Below are 23,478 nucleotides of genomic sequence, written 5' to 3'. Positions count from 1 at the left end.
AATCAAGCCAATCATGACATCATGAAATAGTGCAGGTAATCCATGACCCAGATTGAGCCAATGATCAGGATTGCAATTGTCAGAACAGTATAAACAAATGCAATCAGGTTCCAGCGCTGCTCTGAAGATGAGTTCAAATGCAGGAAGAACACCAACTGTACCAGCACCTGTGCAATGGCAGTAACAACAATGGTCCATACCAGCGGGCCACGTTCAAAACTACCAGGCTGTTCCACATTCTGCATTACCATCCAGAACGGAATAATAGTCAGAACAATGGAGATAATCAAACCAATAACATACTGCTTGGTGCTGCCGTGGCTAGCACCAGCGGCATCGGTATGTGCGTGATGACCCATTATATTGCTCCCAACAAATAAACCACACTAAATACGCAAATCCAGACAATGTCCAGGAAGTGCCAGAACAGGCTTAAGCAAGCCAGACGGCGGGTATTTGGCAGGGTAAGCCCATTTTTGGCAATCTGGAACATTAGAACGATCATCCAGATCAGGCCAGCGGTCACGTGCAGACCATGTGTACCCACCAGACTAAAATAAGAGCTCAGGAAAGCACTAACATTGGGACCATGACCGATGGAAATCAGGTGATGGAACTCATAGACTTCCATGCCGATAAAGCCTGCACCCAGAACAAAGGTAACTGCCAGCCAGCCTAGAACCTGACCTGCTTTTTCCTTGTAACGGGCCAGAACAGCCATACCAAAGGTAAAACTACTTACCAGCAGCAAAAAGGTTTCAACCATCACAAAGCTTAAGGATTCACCAAAAACTTCCTGAGAGGTCGGCCCATTTGCAAAGTGATTATGTAACACACCATATGCCACGAAGAGACTTGAGAACAAGATCAAGTCACTCATGATATAGGTCCAGAAACCGAACACAGTCATGTCGGTATCATCATGGTGGTGATGATCGTGACCGTGCTCGTCGTGATGATGAATTACTTCAGACATGTCTTAGCCCTGCTTTTGAAACTGCTCAAGTTTATGAAAGCGCTCATTCTCAATACGCTCAACTTCAGCAGCGGGTACATAGTAGTCCACTTTCTTGGTAAATGAACTTGCAATGAACACGATAATTGAACCAACCAGTGAAGCAATTGCAAGCCACCAGATATACCAGGTCATGGCAAAGCCAAATACAAACAGCAGGCCACCAATCAGAACACCAGCAGCACGGTTTGTCGGCATGTGGATGTCTTCATACTTGGCAGGACGCTGATAGGCAACGCCTTTTTCTTTGTCCACCCAGAAAGAATCAATTTCACCAGCGTATGGAATATGGGCAAAATTGTAAAATGGTGCAGGAGAAGTCGTACTCCATTCTAGTGTGCGGCCATCCCAAACGTCGCCTGTCAGGTCCACATTTTTCTTGCGATCACGGAAGCTGACTGCAATCTGGATTAACTGGCACAGAATACCAATAGCTACAAATACGGCACCGACAAAAGCAACATACAGGTACGGTTCCCAGTCAGGATTGTCATAGGTGTTCAGGCGACGGGTCATACCCATAAAGCCCAGCACATACAACGGCATGAATGCCAGATAGAAACCAATGACCCAGAACCAGAATGACAGACGGCCCCAGTATTCGTTTAGTGTGAAACCAAACATTTTTGGGAACCAGTAGGTCAGGGCAGCAAACATACCGAATACCACACCACCGATAATTACGTTGTGGAAGTGAGCAATCAGGAATAGGGAGTTGTGTACGACAAAGTCTGCTGGTGGAATTGCAAGCAGAACACCAGTCATACCACCAATAGAGAAGGTTACCAAAAAGCCCATTGTCCACAGCATTGGCGTGGTAAAACGGATACGGCCTTTATACATGGTGAACAACCAGCTGAAAATCTTCACACCAGTTGGAATTGCAATAACCATGGTCATGATACCGAAGAACGCGTTAACGTTGGCACCAGCACCCATGGTAAAGAAGTGGTGAACCCAAACTACATAGGACAGTAAACCAATGGCTACAGTTGCGTAGACCATGGTGTTATAACCAAACAGATATTTGCGGCTGAATGTTGCAACGATTTCTGAGAACGCACCAAACGCAGGCAATACCAGAATGTATACTTCAGGATGGCCCCAGGTCCAGATCAGGTTGACATAAAGCATTGGGCTACCGCCAGCTTCATTGGTAAAGAAGTGCATACCAAACAAGCGGTCAACGGTTAGCATTGCCAGAGTACCGGTTAAAATCGGGAACACGGCAATAATCAGGATTACAGTAACCAGTACAGTCCAGGTGAAAATCGGCATTTTCATCAAAGTCATGCCAGGGGCACGCATTTTAATGATGGTTACGAAGAAGTTCACACCAGTCAGCAGGGTACCCAGACCGGAGATCTGTAACGACCAGATATAGTAGTCAACGCCTACACCCGGACTGTACTCAATGCCCGAAAGCGGAGGATAGGCCAGCCAGCCAGTTGCTGCAAACTCACCCAGTACCAGTGACATCATCACCAGTGCCGCACTGACTGCAAATAGCCAGAAGCTGACAGAGTTTAACAACGGGAATGCCACGTCACGTGCACCAATTTGCAAAGGCACCACGATGTTCATGAGGCCAACTACCAGACCCATGGCCACGAAGAAAATCATGATCACGCCGTGGGCAGTAAAAATCTGGTCGTAGTGCTCTGGATGCAGGTAACCTTCGGCACCATTGGTGGCAAGTACCTGCTGTAGGCGCATCATGATGGCATCGGAAAAACCGCGCAATAACATCACCATCGAAACGATGACGTACATGATACCAATTTTTTTATGGTCTACCGTGGTAAACCATTCGGTCCAGAGATACTTCCACTTCTTAAAGTAGGTAATGGCCGCGAGCAGCAATAGCCCGCCAAGTATCATCCCGGCAACTGTAACCTGTACGATAGGATCGTAAGGTATTGCATCTACATTTAACCTTCCTAACAACATGTTTTATTCCTCTACAACAGCAGTATGACTGCCTTCACCAGCAGCATGACCATTTGCATGGTTTGCTTTAGATGCTGTATGACTGTGCTGTGCGGCCATATACTGATCTATAACGATTTTAAATAGGTTAGGCTCTACAGAAGAGAAGTGTTCAACTGGATGCGGATGAGGCTGACGATTTTTCGGGTCGTCTCTTAAAGCACGAAGCTTGGCCATATCCAGTGTTTGTGGCGAGGTTTTGACCTGATTAACCCAGGCATTGAACTCTGCATCAGTTACAGAATGAGCTCTAAAGCGCATATTGGAGAAACCGTAGCCACTGTAGTTGGCCGATATACCACGATAACCATCATCCGGACCAATGCCAGGCTTACCATCACGATCACTTAATTCATCAGCAATCAGGTGAAGCTGGGTTTGCATACCTGCCATTGCATAGACCTGTCCACCCAGTTGCGGGATAAAGAACGAGTTCATTACAGAATTGGAGGTAATACGGAAATTAATGGGGGTATTTACCGGTAAAACAATCTCATTGACAGTCGCAATGTTCTGTTCCGGATAAATGAACACCCACTTCCATTGCTCTGCAATCACCTGAATGGTAACAGGCTGTTTTTTCGCCTGATTTGCAATTGCCTGATCTGGGTTATTTTGAACCGACTGGGCAACTTTCTCAGCAGTGATTGGTTTGTATGGATCAAGGCTAAATGATCTTGTACCTGCTAAATAGGCAAGCGCACAGATGATTAAAATAGGTACGCCCCAAACCACGATTTCAATCTTGGTGGAGTGTGCCCATTTTGGTAAATACTCGGCGGAACCATTACCCTGGCGATATTTCCAGCCAAAGTAAAACGTCATGAAAATGGCAGGAATCACAACCAGTAACATCAAGACAAAAGAAATGATGATTAGGTCGCGCTGCTCAATTCCGATTTGTCCCTTTGAGTTAAAGATGACAATGTCTCCGCTACAGCCAGTCAGTAAGACCGCTATAGCGCATAAAGACAATACGGCTAAAAAGGTTTGTCTCATTTTACAACCTCGGTTAAGAGTCCCATTACAGCGAAAAATGGGTTTGCTATTAGAGTGCTTGCGTGAATCCAGCTTGCCATTGTACAGGTCAAAAAACAGGTAAAAATCAAACTGACATGCGTTGCACCAAAAGGTACAGCACTGCTACTTTGCGGCGCATTATAGCCTTAACTAGGCATGTGAAGCTATAACAATTAATGACCGAAGATGCTGAATGATGAATTTTAAGTATCTGTAATTTAGCATAATGTGGTAAATCCCTATAAATTATAGGGAATTCAAGAAAACAGTTTATTTAAGCACTTATTTTTTAAATTAAACTTGTTTTATTTATGTAAATTTAAGTTTCAATTAAGTTTTAGATTAACTTCAAATTCATTTTTCTAAATTTTAACGAAGTACAAAAAACTAATAATGTTGAAGCTTGGAATGCCATTGTAATGACAAAAGCATTCCAAATTAGTTAAGGATTTATAAGATTGGCAGAAAATGTAGCGTAGTATGCTCATTAATTTGTTGATGGGCAGGAACCCGTACCAAGACATTGGCACTGGCAAGATTGCTCAGCATATGCGATTGTTGTTTATCCAGTGATTTCAAAATCACTTGTCCTTGAGGGGAAACATGCATATGCATACGCAGCAAACGCTCACGGCTATCAGGATTTAAATGACCTGTAAACAAACCAGCTTGCCATTGGGGTTGGGCATTCTGCTTGTGTTGCAGACAGGAAAGCAACGTCGTAAGGTGCAGGTGTAAGCCAATCAGTACAGCAGCTGGATTTCCCGGTAAGCCCAATAAATACCCTTGTTGTCCTGTTTGTGCTTTTTGATAGCTGGCAAAATACAGCGGTTTTCCGGGCTTTTGGGCCACTTGCCAGAAGATTTGTTGTGCACCTAACTGCATGGATATAGGCCGTATCAGGTCATAATCACCGACTGAAACGCCTCCGGTAGTAATCACCAGATCATGTTGGCTAAAAGCCTGATTTAACATATTTTTAAGAACTTCAGGCTCATCAGGTACATGCTGTAGGGTGATATCCGATAGTCCGCGTTCCTTAAGCCAGCTACTAATCAATGGGCCGTTGGCATCAAACACTTGAGCGTCATTGTCGCGTTCCTTACGTACCTCATCACCAGTAATCAGCACCGCAATGTTAGGTTGATGATGCACTTTGACCTGCTGTACACCTGCCATACTTAGCGCTGCAATCAGGCCACTATTTAGTGCTTGTCCCTGTCTGGCCAAGATTGTTCCCTTGGCCAGTTCTTCCCCGCGATAGCGAATATCAGTGCCAGCATCAATGGTTTGCATCAGCTTAATATGGTGTTCTTCACGCTCAACAATTTCCTGCCGGGCCACAGTATTGGCACAGGCAGGCAGTTGACCTCCGGTAAAAATACGCAAGGCCTGACCCGGATTAAGCTCGACTTGTTGTGAAAAGCCTGCGCGAATTTCGCCAACCAGTTCAAAGTGTGTTATTCCGGCATCAATATCAGCCTGACGTAAGGCATAACCATCAACCGCACTCTGATCAAACAGCGGCAGTTCGACTGGAGAAATGACATCTTCTGCCAGTATGTGCTGATGGGCATTAATGAGCGGTATATTAATAACAGGCAAGATATTAACGCTAGCGTAACTGGCCAGCGCTTGATCAAGGCTGATTAGTCCTTCATGGCTGCAAGCAGGCTGGCTCATTCGTAGCCCCCCGGATGTGGCAGGTCACGGCAGACATCAAAAATGTGCACTAGTGCTGGCAGAATTGCAGCCATGGATTCAGTGGCACCACCACGGCTGCCCGGGAGTGTGATCAAGAGTGAGCGATCAATAAAGCCGGCCACGCCACGTGACATTGCAGCGTAAGGCGTACGCTGCTGACCAAAGGCACGCGCTGCTTCCATCAGGCCCGGCAGTTCGCGTTCAATTAGTGGTTTTAGGGTATCGACAGTAATGTCACGTTTGCCAATACCTGTGCCCCCTACCGTAATGACACATGCATATTCTGCCACCAGTTTTTCCACCAGATCTTTTAACTGGTCTGATTCATCGGGCAACACCTGATAATGAATTGGATTGAAACCGGCTTGTTCAAGTGTGCTCATCACAGCTTTACCGGCGGTATCCGGTTTACGGCCTGCTGCAACGGTGTCGGATAGTACAATCACTGCCGCCGAAACGGCCTGACGTAACTCGCGCTTGTAGTGTGACTTACCGCCTTTTTTCTCTTGCAGCTTACACTCCCGAATGATCAGTTCATGCGGTTCACAGTGCGGTTTAAGCATGTCGTAAATGGTGAGTACTGCCAGACTGGCTGCAGTCAGCGCTTCCATTTCTACACCAGTTGGCCCAATGGTTTCGACTTCTGCACTGGCAATCACCCGGTTTTCTAGCAATTCAAAATCTACATCGGCACGGTAAATAGGCAATGGGTGACATAAGGGAATCAGCTCATCGGTGCGCTTAGCGGCTAAAATTCCGGCAATGCGAGCTGTTTTTAACGCATCGCCTTTTTCAGTTTGGCCTGTGCGCAGCAGGTCAATACAATGCGGCGGGGCGAGTAGCTCGGCAGTTGCCGTGGCTTTGCGATAGCTGTCGGGTTTCATGCCAACGTTTTTCATTGTGTGTTCTCAAGTTTTGCAAAAATTAAAAATAGTCAATTGAATAATCAATGAAATAAAAGGATTGAATAGATTAGTAAAATACTAAACGCAAAGAGTGTATGTTCCAAGCTTAATGCCTGCTAAGGATTGATCATGGCAGTTAGTTGTTCATGCACTAAGGGCAGCTCGGTAAATCCTTCACTGTCCAGAAAGTGTCCGCCATGCTCAACTGTAATAAACCGGGCTTCAAGATCATGAGCCAGTTGTTCAGTTTGCGCAAAGGGCACAATGGGATCATCCTTGGCTGCAATCACCACACGTTGCGCTGTCATGGCAATAAAGTGTTCTGGATGAAACGCATTGCCAACAAAAGGATTAATCAGTGAATAACCAGAAATAGGCGTTGAAAAACCAGATACCAGAATCATGCCACCAATTTGCGGGCGTGGTTCAAGCTGGCGAAAATAATCCAGTAGGGCAATGCAACCTAAACTGTGCGCCACAAAATAGGTGTATTCATCTGGCACACCAATGGTTTGCTTTAGACACTCATCCCACTGTTCCTTGACGGGATGTTCAGAATCAGGCAAGGCAGGCACGTACACGATGATGCCTTGTGCTTCGAATTGCTGTTTTAACCACTGAAACCAATGTGATTGTGGCCCAGCGCCATAGCCATGAATAATATAAACTTTAATGTTCGGCTGCTGTTCTGATGTCATATGTTCTGACTGCATGCGGGCTTCACCTCAGAATTTAAAACCTGCATTATCATAGCTTGGGTTATCTGGGCGTGTAGATAACTTTGGTTATGTTTATGCTCATGCTTACTTATGTGAACAGTGCGCATGCTGATGAGAAGTTAAATGAGGATCTGCCTGAATAGAACCAACTTGAGCTTTAGAAAATGCCTCGGGCTTTTTTTCTGATACTGGCGCAAAATCAGTACGAATGCAGCAGCCTTCAACAAAAACACTGCTGCCATCGGTATAAAACTCTTCTTTCCATACTGGCACTTCATGCTTAACGCGTTCAACAGCTTCTTCACAGGCTGCAAACGCTTCACGGCGATGATCACTGCGAGCCACTGCATAAATGGCTACTTCACCAATATTTAAATGCCCGATTCGGTGTACGACACGCACATAGGACACGCCATATTTTTGTTCAATGTCCTGTTCAATCTGGCGGATCATTTTTTCTGCCAGTGGCTTGTAGGCGGTATATTTCAGGCTTTGTACATCCTTGCCATTATGGTGATTACGTATCGTTCCGGCAAATAGGGCCAGCCCACCACATTCAGGAAAATGTTGCATGGCCAGCAGGGTGTTCAGGTCAATGTCATGATCCTGAATGCGTTCAATACTTTCGTTAATTTTGTCATTGATTTGAGGATGAGTAGCAACAATATTCATGATTTAACCTCCTGCTACTGGGGGAAGCAGTGCCACGCGGGTGTTGGCGTCTACCAGCATGGAACGGGACACCAGTTCATCACCAATGGCACAGGCGCAACGCTCCAGATTTTCACTCAGATCGGGCTTCAGCTCAGCGAGTTGTTGTAATGCGTTTTCAATGGAAACAGGAGTGTTCAGTTTTAAACTAATTTCCGATTGATGAGCCAGACGCTCAAGGCGGCCATAAAATTCAAAGGTGATTTGTGACATTCAAATGTTTATCCTGAATAAAATTAATTACTGTTGACTAAGTCGCTATATCCCGCAGAATCATAACCATCTTTAATCTGGTTAATAACATTTTGAATCTGCCACTCCAGTTCATCCTGATTGCAGCGATATTCATTAATCGTTCCAAAAATTGAGTAACTTGAGGTGTTGTAGCCCTCTTCAATATCATTAAACCAAATCACAGAATTGCCAAAAATAGCGACGACCCAAAAACCTTCACCTTCATCACCATAAGGCTCTTGTTGCCATTTTTGAGGAGAAACTTTAATTACTTCCCATAATTTGCGTTGTGCAATAGACATGCGATCATAAGCTTTATTAATAGAATCTAATATTTTTTCCTCAGAGATAGGTAACCCGCTCATAAATATCAACCACCCATGGCATGCATGCTGATCTTGCGTACAGGCGCTTGCTGTTGAGCAATGAATCCGGCTTTTTTATGCCAGACCGCTTGCAGAATGACCTGTTGTAATAAGGCGCTATTGGCTTGTTGCAATAGCGGGCGAATGGCGGTGCCGCTATTGGCAAATAGACAGGTAAACAGCTCACCGGTGGCAGTGATGCGTAAACGGTCGCAGGTTTGGCAAAATGGCTTACTGATGGTGGAAATAATGCCCAGTTCAAACGGGGATTTTAGAGTGGCAGATTCATGAGGAAAAAGAGGACTAAGCTGATAAATGGTGGCTGGATCATTTAAGCGCTGCTGCTTTTCAATCCGAAAATATGGGGCAAGGTTGCCAATGATCTGGTCTTCGGTAATAACTTTATCTGCCTGCCAGTTGCTGGGAGCATCCAGTGGCATATATTCAATAAAGCGTAAGGGCAGATTGTGCTGATAGGCCCATTGGGTTAGTTCTACAATTTCGTGCGCGTTTTGACCCGCCACAATGACACAGTTCAGCTTAACTGGAATGCCTGCATCAACCGCTGCCTGTATGCCATCCAGTACAGGTTTAAGTGGCCGCTGGGTCATTTTTAGAAAAGTGCTAGCATTCACACTGTCGAGGCTAATGTTTAAATCATCAAGGCCTGCCTGTTTCAAAGCACGTGCATATTTTTTAAGATAATAGGCATTGGTGGTCATGGAAATGCGTTGCAGGCCAATTTTCTTAAGTTCACTCAGGCTTTGGATAAAGTGAACAACGCCCTGGCGCATTAAGGGTTCACCACCAGTCAGGCGAATATGACGGATACCCATGCCAACCATAACGGTGGCAAATTTTAATAATTCTTCAAAACTTAAAATATCTTTTTTAGCCAGCCAGTCGGGTTGATCCGGCATGCAGTAGTTACAGCGAAAATTACAACGATCGGTAAGGGAAATCCGGAGTTTATGCTTATGCCGCCCAAACTGGTCTACAAGTGATGAAGCTGAGTGATGAGATAAAAGTTCTTTTAAGGATTCAGGATCAACAGTAGTGACTAAAACAGTCATTATTTTGCTCCTGAATTAAAATGGTCTGAAAAAATAGGTATTTCGCTAGCATAGCACTGCTCAGCCAGGGCCACATCATCTGGCGTGTTTAAATTCAGCGGCAAAATGTTATCAACTGCAAAATCAGCCACGGCAGCCTCCTGCTCAAACAGCCAATGCCGCACTGCATATTGATCATTGGCAAGTGCCAGCGCAAGACTATCCAGCAAGCTACGATGCAACATGCAAAATGGATAAAGGGCCTGACCATTAAAACTGGCATAAGCGGCTTTGCTATGATTTTTCTGCATGGCTTGCCATAACTGACCCAGACACTCTTTAGGCAACATCAGCAAATCACAGGGAATGATCAGGATATATTCATGGCTGGCATGTCGTAGCGCGCTGTGCATACCTGCTAGCGGGCCTTTAAAATCCGCCCATTGATCACTAATGATTTGGCAAGCAGGCAGTAATTGCTGATAGGTTGCCTGATTACGGTTGGCATTAATTAAAATATCATCACTTAAGGACGAGATTTGCTGGTAAAGATGCACAACCAGCGGCTGACCGTGCAACAAAACCAGTCCTTTATCCTGACCATGCATTCGTGTGGCGCGACCACCTGCCAGGATAACAATGCTAACCTTCTGTTCGTGCTCAGCTAAGCCATGTTCAACCAGGCCATCATCAACTAATTCCTCAGCTTTACCAAGTTCGTCAGCAACAGTCTCTAATGTCATTCTCATGCCAGTGATTTAAGATATTTTAGTCATCGTTACAGTTTTAACATGAGTAATCAGGATTCTACCAGACAGGTGGCAATCAGGGTGCGAATCTCGGGGACGCACGAACCACAATTACCACCCGCTTTGACACAGGCCGTGACTTCTTTGGGCGTGGTAAGGCCTTTTTCCCGAATGGCATTTAAAATGGTATTTTTGCCCACCTTAAAGCAGGAACATACTAAAGGCCCGGCATCATTGGCACTGCCCAGCGGTGCACCAGCCAGAATCGCCATGCGGTCACGGCTGCTTAAGCGGGATTTGACAAACAGGCTGGCAATCCATTCCCGGTTGGGTAATAGTTCACGCGGGGCAATGTAAATACAAGCCTGAATCTGGCTGTCTACCATGATGGCAGCATGATAAATGCCGCTGCTGTGATCACTGTATTCCAGCCAGTCGGCCTGATTGTTGTGTACCATTTCGGCCAGTGCCCGATGGCTAAGCAACAGTGCCTTGCCATGTTCGGTTACGGTATTGATGCGTTGCCGGCCAGCCAGTTCATAGCGTAAAGCGGCCTGGGTCTGAATCTGCGTCCACCATGCCGCCTGTTCCAGATTGAGGGCATAGCGGCTATAAGCTACTCCTTGCCATTGCACATGAAATGGCTCAATGCGCACGGGCGTATGCTTGAATTCCGGTTCGCCGGATACCGGGTCAACGACCGGATTGACCAGTGCACCAACCCGGGCATCTGAAGCCGTTTGTGCTGTCCAGTGAATGGGCACAAATACCTGCCCACGACGCATATTGCCGGAGCATTGTACCCGTGCGACCAGCGTACCCCATTGTGAGTGCAGGCGAGCCAGCTCATTTTGCTTGATACCAAATGACAAGGCATCGTTAGGATGCATGTCAATAAACGGTTCTGGAATATGTGAGCCTAGCGTGGGTGCCAGACCTGTACGCGTCATGGTGTGCCACTGGTCACGGATACGGCCAGAATTTAAGGCAAGCGGATAATCACGGCTGGCCTTATGACGTGGTGGTTCATACTTCACGCTGATAAAACGTGCCTTACCATCAGGGTGGGAGAAACGGTGATTGGTGAGCACCCGGCTAGTGCCCTGATAAGGCGTTAATACGGGCCATTGCAAAGGTGGCAGAGCATCATAAGCGGCCTTGCTTAAGCCACATAGGCCCTTGAGGTTAAAGTAGCGAAAATCAAAATTCGTGCTGGGATTGCTATTAGACATTGCGAGAACAAGGTTTTCGGCTTGCGCAGCGGAAACGTCATACGTGTCTGACTCGCTGCTCAAATTTTCAAATGCTGAAAGCCGGGCATGTTCATCAAAAATTTCTGAAGGATGGTGATAGTCAAACGCTGAGTCAAACCCCATGCGTTTTGCCACCTGGCTAATGGCCCACCAGTCTGGCATGGCTTCGCCGGGAGCATTTAAAAATGCACGCTGACGTGAAATACAGCGCTCTGAATTGGTGACAGTCCCATCTTTTTCGCCCCAGCCCAGTGCAGGCAATAATACATCCGCATAGGCCGTGGTGTCGGTTTTGGCGGTAATATCAGACACCACCACAAAATCACAATTGGAGAGGGCACGCTTAACCTGATCGGCATTGGGTAGGCTAACTACCGGATTGGTGGCCATGATCCAGATGGCTTTAATGCGGCCGGCTTCTACTGCTTCAAACAGCTCAACGGCTTTAAGACCGTTCTCTGAGGCAATCAGGGGGCTTTGCCAAAAGCGCTGCACACGGTCACGCTGCACCGGATTGTTCAGCTCCATGTGTGCTGCCAGCATATTGGCCAAGCCGCCGACTTCTCGGCCGCCCATGGCATTGGGCTGGCCAGTCATGGAAAAAGGTCCCATGCCGGGTTTGCCAATACGCCCAGTATAAAGGTGGCAATTGATAATACTGTTGACTTTATCCGTACCCTGACTGGACTGGTTAACGCCCATTGAAAACAGGGTAATGACTTTTTCAGTCTGGGCAAATTTTTTAAAAAATGCTTCAAGGTTTTGTAATTGCACACCACAAAGCTCAGCCAGCGCTTTGGTATCGCGATGCTCGCCAGCTTGCTTAAGAGCGTCGGACAGGCCTTGTGTATGTGCAGTTACAAACTGGTGATCCTGTGCTCCATGCTGATGAAGCCAGTGTAATAATCCGTTAAACAGGGCAACGTCGGTGCCAGACAATAAAGGCAAGTGAATATCTGCAATATCACAGGTGGCAGTATGGCGTGGATCAATCACCACCACGCATAGATCAGGGTTGCTTTCCTTGGCTTTGGCAATGCGCTGGAATAGCACCGGATGGCACCATGCGGTGTTAGAACCCACCAGTACAATCATATCGGCCAGTTCAAAGTCTTCATAGCAACCGGGCACAATATCTTCACCAAAGGCACGTTTGTGGCCAGCAACGGCTGAGGACATGCATAGGCGCGAGTTGGTATCAATATTGGCTGTACCCAAAAAGCCTTTTACAAACTTGTTAGCCACATAATAATCTTCGGTCAGTAGTTGGCCCGACACATAAAAAGCCACGCTATCTGCACCATGCTGCTCAATGGTTGCTTTAAAGGTATTGGCAATTTTGTCCAGCGCCTGTGACCACAATACCTGTTCAGTTTGTCCATTGGCCTGAAACTGTGGAAACAATAAACGACTTTTAGTGCCAATGGTTTCAGCCAGGCTGCTACCTTTCACACATAATCGACCCTGATTGGCTGGATGGCCGACAATACCATTAACCTGATGGTTGTGGGTCAGACTATTTTTGGTTTTTCTGACTTCCACGCCGCAGCCAACACCGCAATAGGGGCAGGTGGTGTGCGTGCTTTGAGCAGTATCCAATGTTTGATGTACTGTAATTGGTTTGGATACGATGCTATTCATGGATATTCCTTGATTCTCTCAGTTGAGCTGTCTTGGCAGCGCATCAATCCAAAAGGGATTACGCTGCGCTAAGCGTTACTTTTGAGAGCAAAAGTAACTAAAGCGTTGTTATGGGCAAACTCGCCGTCCATGGCGTGAACACCACCCATAACATGACATCCATGTCTTTCATCACCTATTGCTTAAGTTGGGTAATAACTTTAACTGGCCTGCTTCATGGCAAAGTCGCGGCCAAATAGCAGGCGGTTGCGAATGGCGCTTATGTCAGTTTGTTCACTGATAAGGTCGCTGTACCATGACCCATCCCGCGCATCGCCATACAGCACTGCACCTTGCACATGGTTGTTTTTCAGGATTAGGCGCTTGTAAATGCCACGTTTTGGATCACGGATCACCAGATCTTCGCAGCTTTCATCGCTGTCCAGATTGCCCGCCGAAAACACTTCAACACCACTCACCTTTAATTGAGTAGCAAGCTGCGTGCCACGATATTGAATGCTGCCACGTTCAGCCAACTGGGTTGCACAAACAAACGCCTGACCCCACAGTGGCTCAACCAGTCCATAAGCAATGCCGCGATGCTGCACACATTCACCTACGGCATACACACGTGGATCAAAGGTTTGCATAATGTCATTGACCACCACACCCCGTTCGCAATGGAGTCCAGCAGACTTGGCCAGCTCGATATTGGGGCGAATGCCAACGGCCATCACCACCAGATCAGCCGGAATTTCACGACCATCCTTCAACAAAATACCAGTAACGCGTTCGCTGCCCAGAATTTTTTCAGTTTGCGCGCTAAGTTCAATACGCATGCCGCGTTGTTCCAGTGTGGTTTTCAGCATATCAGCTGCGACATGATCCAGCTGACGTTCCATCAGGCGATCCATCAGGTGAATCACGGTGACTTTCATGCCGCGCTTGTTTAAGCCATGCGCTGCTTCAAGACCCAGCAGGCCACCACCAATCACCACGGCATGCTGGTAGTTTTCAGACGCATCAATCATTTTATTGATGTCATAAATATCGCGGAATGTGGTGACACCCTCCAGCTCACGGCCGGGCAATGGCAGTACAAATGGTGAAGACCCTGTTGCAATCACCAAACGGTCATACGACGTGGTATAACCAGACTTCCCAAAAACCAGACGACGCTTACGGTCAATTTTGACCACTTCATCGCCAGCGTTAAAGGTAATCCCACGCTCGTCATACCAGCTATGCGGATGCAGCATGATGTCATCCAGCTTTTTTTCACCAGACAGCACAGGTGAAAGCATGATGCGGTTGTAGTTGCCATGTGGCTCAGCACCAAACACTTCAATCTCATACAGGTCGGGTGCAATTTCCAGCAGTTCTTCCAGCATGCGCATGCCAGCCAGCCCATTACCCACCATTACCAGTCGCATTTTTTCTTCGCGGGCTTGTGGCGTGGTGATATAGGTTTTTTGCGGCAAGCTGCCCACAAAAATGGTGCCATCAACCACTTGCACCGGATAGGCAGGCACCTGATATTGCGCATCTTCAATGCAGCGACCCGTTGCCAGACTGTAATGCTGCTTGTAAATAGGTGAGGCCACCACGCGCTCACCCTGCAAGTCACCCACAATGCCACGAGATAGCACATTCGCACCGCTAGCCGGATCATAGTTACCAATGGCATAAATCCGGTCATCTTCGCGCATGCGGAACACGGCAACCTGCTGGCCGTTGATCAGGGCACAGGCACCAGTATCCGGGGCAATTTCTGTTAAGGCGCAAACCTCAATCCATGTATTAACCATTTGATTCATTTGCCTGCTCCTTAAACCAGCTCAACAGTATTAATGCGCTTGCGTGCAGCACGCTCTTCATTATTGATTGGGCGAATCTGGCCACGCTCAGCGACAAATTCGATATGCTCATCCGATTTTGCACTGTTCACAAAGGTACGGAACCGCTGGCGAACTTCAGGGTTGGTAACGGCGTTTTTCCATTCATCTTCATAAGTGGCAATAATGATGGCCATCTCTGCTTCAAGCTCAGCGCCTAAACCCAGTGAGTCGTGAATAATCACATCCTTTAAGTAATCCAAGCCGCCTTCCAGATTGTCACGCCATACGCTGGTGCGTTGTAGGCGATCCGCAGTGCGGATATAGAACATAAAGAAACGGTCAATATATTTGATCAAATCTTCAGTGCTTAAGTCGCCAGCCAGCAGTTCGGCATGACGTGGTTTCATCCCCCCATTGCCGCAGACATACAGGTTCCAGCCATTTTCAGTGGCAATCACGCCTACATCCTTGCCTTGCGCTTCGGCACATTCGCGGGTGCAACCGGACACTGCCATTTTCAGCTTGTGTGGAGAACGCAGGCCCTTGTAGCGGTTTTCCAGATCAATCGCCAGTTTGACTGAATCACCCACACCATAGCGGCACCAGGTACTACCTACACAGGACTTCACGGTACGCAGTGACTTGCCATAGGCATGACCGGATTCAAAGCCGGCATCAATCAGCTTTTCCCAGATTTCAGGCAGTTGATGCACTTGGGCGCCAAACAGGTCAATACGTTGCCCACCAGTAATTTTGGTGTACAGGCCGTAATCTTTGGCAATCTGGCCAATGGTAATCAGACCTTCGGGAGTAATTTCGCCACCGGCAATACGCGGTACAATGGAGTAGCTGCCATCTTTTTGGATGTTGCCCATAAAGTAGTCGTTACTGTCTTGCAGGCCGGCATGTTGTGGCTTGAGGATAAAGTCATTCCAGCAGGAGGCCAGAATATTGGCTGCTGTTGGCTTGCAAATGTCACAGCCTAAACCAGTACCATGCTTGTGCAGCAATTCTTCAAAGCTCTGAATTTTGCCCACCCGCACCAGATGGTAAATTTCCTGACGTGAGTAGGGGAAGTGTTCGCACAGGTGATTATTAACAGTTACGCCCTGACGTTTTAGCTCGGATTTTAAAACTTGAGTGACCAAAGGCGCACAGCCACCACACGAGCTGGCTGCTTTGGTGCATTTTTTCAAACTGGCCAGCGTAGTATTACCGGCACCAATGGCACTACATAAATCAGCCTTGGTTACGTTGTTGCAGGAACACATCACTGCTGAATCGGGCAGCAAGTCAACACCGGCACCGCCTGCCGCTTTGGGCGCATTGCCGGTTGCAGGTAAAATCAGTGCTTCAGGTTGTTCAGGCAAATCCATGCCGTTAAGCATCATTTGCAACAGGTCGCCATATTCAGCGGCATCACCCACCAGCACCGCACCCAGTAGTCGGGTCTTGTCCTTGTTCACCACCAGTTTTTTATAAACTTGTCTGGTTTCATCACAGAACTGATAGGACAGACTATCTGGTGTCATGCCATGTGCATCACCGATAGAAGCAACATCTACACCCATCAGTTTCAGTTTGGTGCTCATGTCAGCGCCGGCAAAGGTCTTGCTGGGTTGATCCAGAATATGGTCAGCCGCCACCCGTGCCATGTCGTAGCCAGGAGCCACCAGTCCAAAAATCTTGTTTTGCCAAAGTGCACATTCACCAATGGCATAAATGTCGTGGTCAGAAGTCTGGCAGTAATCATTAATGACAATGCCACCGCGTTCGCCCAGTGCAAGGCCAGCCTGACGCGCCAGCTCATCACGTGGGCGAATCCCGGCAGAAAACACGATCATGTCAGTTTCAAGAAATGAGCCATCAGCAAAGTTCATTTTGTGGAAGGCATTCTCGCCATCCACAATTTCGGTCGTGGCTTTCTGGGTGTGTACACCCACGCCCAGCGCTTCAATTTTCTTGCGTAGGACTTTGCCGCCGCCATCATCAATTTGTACGGCCATCAGGCGTGGTGCAAATTCCACCACATGGGTTTGCAAACCGAGGTCTTTTAAGGCTTTAGCCGCTTCAAGACCCAGCAAACCACCACCAATCACTACACCGGTTTTGGCTGTCAGGCTGGCATTGCGCATGGCATCCATGTCTTCAATAGTACGGTATACAAAACAGTTGTCGCGATCCTTGCCCGGTAATGGCGGAACAAACGGATAGGAACCAGTCGCCAGTACCAATTTGTCGTAGTCAATCTGGCGACCATCTGCTGTAGTCACGGTCTTATTGGCAGTATCAATGCTGGTGGCCTTGGTGTTCAGGTGCAGGGCAATGCCGTAGGCATCCGCAAAGTCATGCCGTGCCAGCAATAAGTCATCGGCACTTTTACCAGAAAAATACTCGGTTAGGTGAACCCGGTCGTAAGCAGGGCGTGGCTCTTCGGCAATGACGGTAAGTTCGACATCAGCCTGGTCAACCAGGCTTTCAATCAGTTTATGACCAACCATACCATGACCAATTACAACGATTTTCATGTCATTTTTCCTCTATGTATGGTTCAGATTAAGCAACTTGCTGTTTGTTAAAATCACTGTTTGCCCGAATGGCCTCGTCAAACAGCGCTTGTTCTTTTTGTTTGTGAGCCACACTAAAGCGCACGGCAATGGCACATACCGAAGCAACCATCACCAGAATGCCAATCAGGTGCAGGGTAGATTGCATGTCCAGCATACCTTTGAGCAAAAAGCCTGCTGCCACCGCGCCCACATTGCCACCTGCACCAATGATGCCAGCGACACCGCCCAGTGAATTGCGGTCAATAAAGGGCACCAATGCATAGGTTGCTCCACAGGACATATGGGTAAACAGGCCAAAGAACGTCATTGCCAGAATCGCAAGCAGCGGTGTTTGCATGTTTGAAAACAGCAGCAGGGCAAACCCTTCCAGCAGGATTAGAATAAACAGGATGAAAGTACGACCATCCAAGCCTTTTTTAATGGCTACCTTATCAGACACATAACCGCCCAGGGCACGGGCAAACAGTGCCAGTAAACCAAAAATCCCTGCGGCCATACCGGCTTCTTTTAAGCTAAAGTTAAACTGGTCAACGTAGTAGCTGGCGGCAATGGTATGAATGAAGATCTCTACCCCAAAGCAGGCGCCATAAGTGATAAACAGCATCCACACGCGGTAGTTCTTGGCGGCAGTTAATAGCACCGCCATGCCACTTTTCTTGCCACTACCAACTTCCACACCTTGGGCACGCAATTCCTTGAAATTTCCTTCAGGACAATCCTGAGCAAGTTCCCAGTACATGATGCCTACAATAATCATCAGTACGCCAGGAACCAGCAGGGCAATGCGCCAGCCCAAAGCCTGCTCAACACCAAACATCACAATCGCTGCCAGAATCAGTGGCATGAGCGCCTGTGTTGCACCGCCGCCCGCGTTACCCCAGCCAGCAGAAGCAGCGTTGGCAGTTCCCACGACATTGGGTGCGAACATTACCGAAGTGTGATATTGGGTAATCACAAAGCTGGCACCAATGGCACCAATCAGTAAGCGAAAGAACAAAAAGGATTCATAGCTTTGTGATGCGGCAACCCCAAATACTGGAATACAGCCCAATAGCAACAAGGCAGTGTAGGTTTTGCGTGGGCCAAAACGGTCACAAAGTGGACCAACAATAATGCGTACAATAATAGTGATCGCAACAGCAGCAATATTAATATTGGCAATCTGGTCTTTGGTCAGGCCAAATTCACCCTTGATCACCGGCATGAGCGGTGCACAGGCAAACCATGCAAAAAAGCACACAAAGAAAGCCAGCCAGCTTAAATGAAATGCACGCATGGCTGGAGTTTTGAAACTAAACAAGTCGATTGATGTGGCTTTGGACGACATAGCAACTCCTGAAAACCTTAATGGTCTTTCAATACAAATTGAAAATAGCCAAACAGAAGTGCGGGCGTCGTTGACCGCAAAAAATTCTTTAACATGCTCAACGCTGATCATGTTGCTATTAGCTAAGCAATAGCTGTGCCAAAATAATAATTATTTGATTTAATTGATAAATTTATTAATTATTAATCAGGAGAATTTTAAACGCTAGTTTTGTTCAGGTATTATTAAACAGATGCACTACAATAAATCACTACAATGGTGCATCTAACTGGTGCGAGGCATTCGCATTGGAAATAAGCTCAGGAGTTAAAAACCAAGTATGGCGACTAATTCTACGAATTCTGCAAACGCAATCCCTACAAATCCAATGCACCTTGCTGAGATTGCCGTACGCTTGCGCCTGCTGCATCATGACAAGATTGCCTTTGGCCCCGGCAAGGCTGATCTACTGGAAGCCATTGCCCAAACAGGATCAATTTCGCAGGCTGCCAAACAAATGGGAATGAGCTACCGGCGCGCATGGCAACTGGTGGATACCATGAATGGCTGTTTTGCAGCGCCATTGGTGGAAACACAGACGGGCGGCAATCAGGGCGGTGGGGCAGTGCTCACCCAGAATGGCTTACAGGTGCTGGCCTTATTTCGCAAAATGGAACAGGAACTATTAGAGCAAAGTACAAGTTACCAGCAACAATGGAAGGCCTTATTAAAGCCTTAATAGTTTTTTAATAAAATAATAGTTGTGAAATCAAAATAATATGTCTATTTTAAAAAGCGTTATATTCTTGCAGATATGACGAAAACTAACTGTTAAAGCATTCTTGCTGGTAAAAATTCAGGATTCTGGATAATCAGATTTCTTTTAAAAGTCTGGTTTCGACATGGTTCGACAGGCTCACCAACCATGATGCTTGAGCTTGCCGAAGGACGGTTCCTGAGCTTGCCGAAGGACGGTTCCTGAGCGTGCCGAAGGATGGTTCGACACGTTTCCTGAGCCTGTCGAAGGGCACCAACCGATTGAACCAACGGTGTCTGAACCTATTGTTCAAGTTGTAATCACCTCAAAATATAGCCTTTAGCATTAGCTTAATTCACGAGAGAATTATGAATAAGTTCAATCCATTAGTTGTAATCAGTCTTGTTCTGGCTAGTAGTTTTTTCGGTCTAGCTCAAGCTGAGGATATCAAGATTTATGCAGCAGCCAGCCTGACCAATGCCATTGGCGATATTGCAAAACAATTTGAAAAAGCCAATCCCAAAACTACAGTGACGCCAGTGTTTGGTGCGTCTTCCATGCTGGCCAAACAGGTAGAAGCAGGTGCACCCGCCGATCTTTTCTTTTCTGCCGATGAAAAATGGATGAGTTATCTGGTTGATAAAAACAGGATTGCTGCCAATCAACCGATGAGCTTATTGAGCAACCAGCTTGTGGTGATTGCACCAAAAGGGCGCAGTTTTGCATTCAAAGCACAACCTGGTTTCAAGTTTGATCAGGCATTTAAGGGTCAGTTATGCACCGGACAACTGGAATCTGTGCCTGCCGGAATTTATGCCAAGCAAAGTCTGATTAAGTTAAACTGGTTGAATCAGTTAAAAGGACGCATTGTGGAAACCGATGATGTACGCGGTGCACTGGCATTTGTAGAACGCGGCGAATGTGCTGCAGGCATTGTGTATGCAACCGATGCCAAAATTAGCAATAAGGTGAGTGTGGTAGGTGTTTTACCTTCAAGCTCCCATCAGCCGATTGTTTATCCTGTGGCGTTAACCATTCAGGGGCAACCCAACCGTGAGGCACAAAAATTCCTGAATTACCTGAAAAGCAGCCCCTCAGCACGGGCAACATTCCAGCACTACGGCTTTTCACTCAAGTGATAAACTATCCTGATCATCCAATGTCTTTTGCAAAATTTATGGCATATCTATGCTAAGTCTTGATTTAGCAAACTCTAGCTTACTTAGTCCCGAAGAACTTAGTGCGCTATATCTGTCTGCCAAAATTGCACTGTTTGCCACGCTGGTTAGTTTGCCATTGGCCATGCTGCTGGCATGGACGCTGGCACGACATCAATTTCGCGGCAAGTTTATTGTCGAAGCGGCCCTGCAACTCCCAATGGTGCTACCACCAGTGGTGCTCGGTTATTTATTGCTGGTGGCTTTTGGCACACAGGGATTTATTGGCCGCTATTTGCAGCAATGGTTTGATATTCAGCTGGCCTTTAACTGGAAAGGGGCAGTACTGGCGTCAATTATTATGGCGTTTCCACTTATGGTGCAGCCCATCAAGCTGGCGTTTCAAATGGTGGATCACCGGCTGGAGCAAGCTGCGGCAACGCTGGGGGCAAAACCGTGGCAGGTATTTTTAACCATTAGCCTGCCACTTGCCAGTTCGGGTATTTTAATTGGGAGCATTTTGTGCTTTAGCCGCAGTTTGGGCGAATTTGGTGCAACCATGACGTTTGTCGGCAATATCCCCGGTGAAACTCGCACTATTCCGCTGGCAATCTATTCATTTATTCAGCAACCGGGCGGAGAGGCAGCCGCCGCGCGGCTTGTGGTGTTATCCATGCTGCTGGCGTTTGCTGCCTTATTGGCCAATTACTGGATTACCCAGCGCTATCAGCAAAAAATAGGATATCTGTCCCGTGCTCAGTTGTGATCTTAGCTATCGGCGCGGGCAATTTGAGCTCAATATTGCACTGCAAACGCAGGCGCAGGTGACTGGAATTCTGGGTACTTCAGGTTCAGGAAAAAGTACCTTGCTTAAGGTATTGGCTGGTTTGCTAAAGCCCCAGCAAGGCCGTATTGAGTTTAATGAGCAAGTTTTTTTTGATAGCCAGACCCGGCAGTATACTCCCAGTTATCAGCGCCATGTAGGGCTGGTTTTTCAGGATGGGCAGTTGTTTCCGCATTTAAACGTACGACAAAACCTGCTGTATGGCTATCGGTATTTAAAACCTGCGCAGCGGCGCTTTGAGCTAGCGCAAATTGTAGCGCTGCTGGACATTGATGCCCTGATTGAACGACGGATTACCCAGCTATCGGGTGGAGAGGCACAACGGGTGGCGTTAGGGCGTGCCTTATTGTATTCACCCAGATTACTGCTGCTGGATGAGCCTTTATCCGCACTGGATACACGGCTTAAACAGCAAATTTTACCATTTTTTGCCCGTATCCGTGATGAAATCCAGATTCCTATGATTTATGTGACCCATCAACCACAGGAACTGGAATACCTACAGGCAGATATTCTGCACATGGCCCAAGGCAAACTGATTCATTTACCTTGAGCGTGTATTTGTATGGCTGCTTTGTAATGTTAAGGCTGGGCAGGTTTTAGCACCGGATTGTAGTCAACTGGCAGCCATTCAAAGCGGTTTTTGCCAAGCTGACGAATGTGGCCAATACCCGGAAATGGCAGGTGTGCACCAGCAACCAGACGACCTGATTTAGCCGCTTCACCAAATTGTTGCTGGCGAATTTGAATGGCCTGTTTGGCATCAAAGTCAAAATCCAGATTGATATCAGGGCGCTGGAACTGCAAACTGTGATTATGTACCACATCGCCAAGTACCACTAATTGCTGCTGACCAGACTCGACCAGATAGCTGGTATGTCCTACGGTATGCCCATAGGTAGGAATAACTTTAATCCCATCAATAATTGTATCGCCAGCCTGATAGGTTTTATATTGCTGGCTGTCCTGGTACGGCTTGAGCAGGCGAGCAGTAGTTGCAAAGGCATCCTTAAACATCGCCTGTTTTGCTGCAGGATATTTTTGCAGGTTTGCCGGATTTAACCAGAAGTCAGCTTCCAGTTTATTGACATAGACAGTCGCATTTTTAAATGCTTTTTGCCCTTCAACAGGACTAATGCCACACGCATGATCAGGGTGTAAATGCGTTAGTAAGACAGTATCAATCTGGTCTGGACGATAACCGGCAGCTTGAATATTTTCTTCAATAGACCCCAAAGTATTACCAAAACACTTGGCAGCTCCACTATCAATCAGTACCAGATGCGAACCTGTATTGACCAGATATGCGTTCACTGAGGTCTGAATACCGTTCTTGTAATCAACATAGCCGGAGGTTAATAAATTTTCCAGTGTGGCAGGTTTTTCACCCTTAAAAATAGTGGTTGGCAAGTTCACATAACCATCATAAAGGGCAGTCACCTGAAAACGACCCAATGGAAGATGATAAAAACCAGCCACTTGTTTGGTGGCCAAGGGCGGATTATTGGTTTGTTGTGGATTTAATGGGGTTACCGCTTGTCCCCAGCTACTTAACCCAACCAGCGTTAAGGCAAGTGATGTTTTTAATAATTTCATTGATTTACTCTGTTTATAGATTAAATGTTGGGAAATTAAACAAGTGAAGTTAACAATAGACAATACTTTCTTTG

The 23,478-nt window shown here is 46.9% G+C and carries 21 protein-coding genes; 4 read left to right on the top strand and 17 right to left on the bottom strand.

Features of this window, described 5'->3' with window-relative positions; genetic code table 11:
- Window positions 1–11: 11 nt before the first annotated feature.
- From cyoD to E2B99_RS00640, 16 genes are all read right to left on the bottom strand, one after another.
- Window positions 12–359 (bottom strand): cytochrome o ubiquinol oxidase subunit IV, encoded by a 348-nt coding sequence (gene cyoD, locus E2B99_RS00715; RefSeq protein ID WP_134243097.1) that lies wholly within the window; start codon window positions 357–359, stop codon window positions 12–14.
- Window positions 359–976 (bottom strand): cytochrome o ubiquinol oxidase subunit III, encoded by a 618-nt coding sequence (gene cyoC, locus E2B99_RS00710; protein ID WP_134243096.1) that lies wholly within the window; start codon window positions 974–976, stop codon window positions 359–361. The genes cyoD and cyoC overlap by 1 nt, the downstream gene beginning before the upstream one ends.
- A 3-nt stretch (window positions 977–979) precedes the next feature.
- Window positions 980–2,965 (bottom strand): cytochrome o ubiquinol oxidase subunit I, encoded by a 1,986-nt coding sequence (gene cyoB / locus E2B99_RS00705; protein WP_134243095.1) that lies wholly within the window; start codon window positions 2,963–2,965, stop codon window positions 980–982.
- Window positions 2,966–2,968: 3 nt separating this feature from the next.
- Window positions 2,969–4,003 carry a ubiquinol oxidase subunit II gene (cyoA, locus tag E2B99_RS00700; RefSeq protein ID WP_134243094.1) on the bottom strand — a complete coding sequence of 345 codons (1,035 nt, stop codon included), beginning with the start codon at window positions 4,001–4,003 and terminating at the stop codon, window positions 2,969–2,971.
- A gap of 471 nt (window positions 4,004–4,474) precedes the next feature.
- Complete coding sequence (locus E2B99_RS00695) at window positions 4,475–5,707, bottom strand: molybdopterin molybdotransferase MoeA (protein WP_134243093.1); 1,233 nt, start codon at window positions 5,705–5,707, stop codon at window positions 4,475–4,477.
- Entirely contained in the window at window positions 5,704–6,627 is a 924-nt protein-coding gene (gene moaCB, locus E2B99_RS00690) for a bifunctional molybdenum cofactor biosynthesis protein MoaC/MoaB (RefSeq protein ID WP_134243092.1), read from the bottom strand. The genes E2B99_RS00695 and moaCB overlap by 4 nt, the downstream gene beginning before the upstream one ends.
- Window positions 6,628–6,749: 122 nt before the next feature.
- Window positions 6,750–7,346, bottom strand: coding sequence for an RBBP9/YdeN family alpha/beta hydrolase (locus E2B99_RS00685; RefSeq protein WP_205669615.1), 597 nt, complete (start codon window positions 7,344–7,346; stop codon window positions 6,750–6,752).
- Window positions 7,347–7,436: 90 nt separating this feature from the next.
- On the bottom strand, window positions 7,437–7,997 hold the full coding sequence (locus E2B99_RS00680) for a molybdenum cofactor biosynthesis protein MoaE (protein ID WP_430981433.1): 561 nt from the start codon (window positions 7,995–7,997) through the stop codon (window positions 7,437–7,439).
- A 30-nt stretch (window positions 7,998–8,027) separates the two neighbouring features.
- Window positions 8,028–8,276: a MoaD/ThiS family protein gene (locus E2B99_RS00675; protein ID WP_134243090.1), complete on the bottom strand. Its 249-nt coding sequence runs from the start codon at window positions 8,274–8,276 to the stop codon at window positions 8,028–8,030.
- Window positions 8,277–8,299: 23 nt separating this feature from the next.
- Window positions 8,300–8,662, bottom strand: coding sequence for a hypothetical protein (locus tag E2B99_RS00670; RefSeq protein WP_134243089.1), 363 nt, complete (start codon window positions 8,660–8,662; stop codon window positions 8,300–8,302).
- 5 nt (window positions 8,663–8,667) lie between these two features.
- Window positions 8,668–9,735 (bottom strand): GTP 3',8-cyclase MoaA, encoded by a 1,068-nt coding sequence (moaA, locus tag E2B99_RS00665; RefSeq protein WP_134243088.1) that lies wholly within the window; start codon window positions 9,733–9,735, stop codon window positions 8,668–8,670.
- A complete protein-coding gene (gene mobA / locus E2B99_RS00660; protein ID WP_166738950.1) occupies window positions 9,735–10,457 on the bottom strand; it encodes a molybdenum cofactor guanylyltransferase MobA in 723 nt (240 codons plus the stop codon). The genes moaA and mobA overlap by 1 nt, the downstream gene beginning before the upstream one ends.
- Window positions 10,458–10,513: 56 nt before the next feature.
- A complete protein-coding gene (locus tag E2B99_RS00655; RefSeq protein WP_134243086.1) occupies window positions 10,514–13,357 on the bottom strand; it encodes a nitrate reductase in 2,844 nt (947 codons plus the stop codon).
- 200 nt (window positions 13,358–13,557) lie between these two features.
- Window positions 13,558–15,153, bottom strand: coding sequence for a nitrite reductase small subunit NirD (gene nirD / locus E2B99_RS00650; protein ID WP_134243085.1), 1,596 nt, complete (start codon window positions 15,151–15,153; stop codon window positions 13,558–13,560).
- Between the two features lie 11 nt (window positions 15,154–15,164).
- Window positions 15,165–17,702 carry a nitrite reductase large subunit NirB gene (gene nirB, locus E2B99_RS00645; protein WP_134243084.1) on the bottom strand — a complete coding sequence of 846 codons (2,538 nt, stop codon included), beginning with the start codon at window positions 17,700–17,702 and terminating at the stop codon, window positions 15,165–15,167.
- A 28-nt stretch (window positions 17,703–17,730) separates the two neighbouring features.
- Complete coding sequence (locus tag E2B99_RS00640; protein ID WP_134243083.1) at window positions 17,731–19,071, bottom strand: MFS transporter; 1,341 nt, start codon at window positions 19,069–19,071, stop codon at window positions 17,731–17,733.
- A gap of 367 nt (window positions 19,072–19,438) precedes the next feature.
- Between E2B99_RS00640 and E2B99_RS00635 the strand changes: the two genes are divergently transcribed.
- The 4 genes from E2B99_RS00635 to E2B99_RS00620 all read left to right on the top strand — a co-directional run bounded on the left by E2B99_RS00635 (window position 19,439) and on the right by E2B99_RS00620 (window position 22,361).
- Window positions 19,439–19,789, top strand: a complete 351-nt coding sequence (locus E2B99_RS00635) for a winged helix-turn-helix domain-containing protein (RefSeq protein WP_134243131.1) — start codon at window positions 19,439–19,441, stop codon at window positions 19,787–19,789.
- 386 nt (window positions 19,790–20,175) lie between these two features.
- Window positions 20,176–20,946, top strand: a complete 771-nt coding sequence (gene modA / locus E2B99_RS00630; protein ID WP_134243082.1) for a molybdate ABC transporter substrate-binding protein — start codon at window positions 20,176–20,178, stop codon at window positions 20,944–20,946.
- A 49-nt stretch (window positions 20,947–20,995) separates the two neighbouring features.
- Window positions 20,996–21,730 carry a molybdate ABC transporter permease subunit gene (modB, locus tag E2B99_RS00625; protein WP_134243081.1) on the top strand — a complete coding sequence of 245 codons (735 nt, stop codon included), beginning with the start codon at window positions 20,996–20,998 and terminating at the stop codon, window positions 21,728–21,730.
- Window positions 21,717–22,361 carry an ATP-binding cassette domain-containing protein gene (locus tag E2B99_RS00620; protein WP_134243080.1) on the top strand — a complete coding sequence of 215 codons (645 nt, stop codon included), beginning with the start codon at window positions 21,717–21,719 and terminating at the stop codon, window positions 22,359–22,361. Before modB ends, E2B99_RS00620 begins: the two co-directional genes overlap by 14 nt.
- 29 nt (window positions 22,362–22,390) lie before the next feature.
- Here E2B99_RS00620 and E2B99_RS00615 read toward each other — a convergent pair whose 3' ends face one another.
- Window positions 22,391–23,404: an MBL fold metallo-hydrolase gene (locus E2B99_RS00615; protein ID WP_134243079.1), complete on the bottom strand. Its 1,014-nt coding sequence runs from the start codon at window positions 23,402–23,404 to the stop codon at window positions 22,391–22,393.
- Window positions 23,405–23,478: the final 74 nt, after the last annotated feature.

The organism is Alkanindiges illinoisensis, assembly GCF_004377485.1.
GTDB classification, from domain to species: Bacteria; Pseudomonadota; Gammaproteobacteria; order Pseudomonadales; family Moraxellaceae; genus Alkanindiges; species Alkanindiges illinoisensis_A.
Note: the sequence above shows the minus strand (reverse complement) of the source record. Positions and strands in the feature narration are given on the sequence as shown.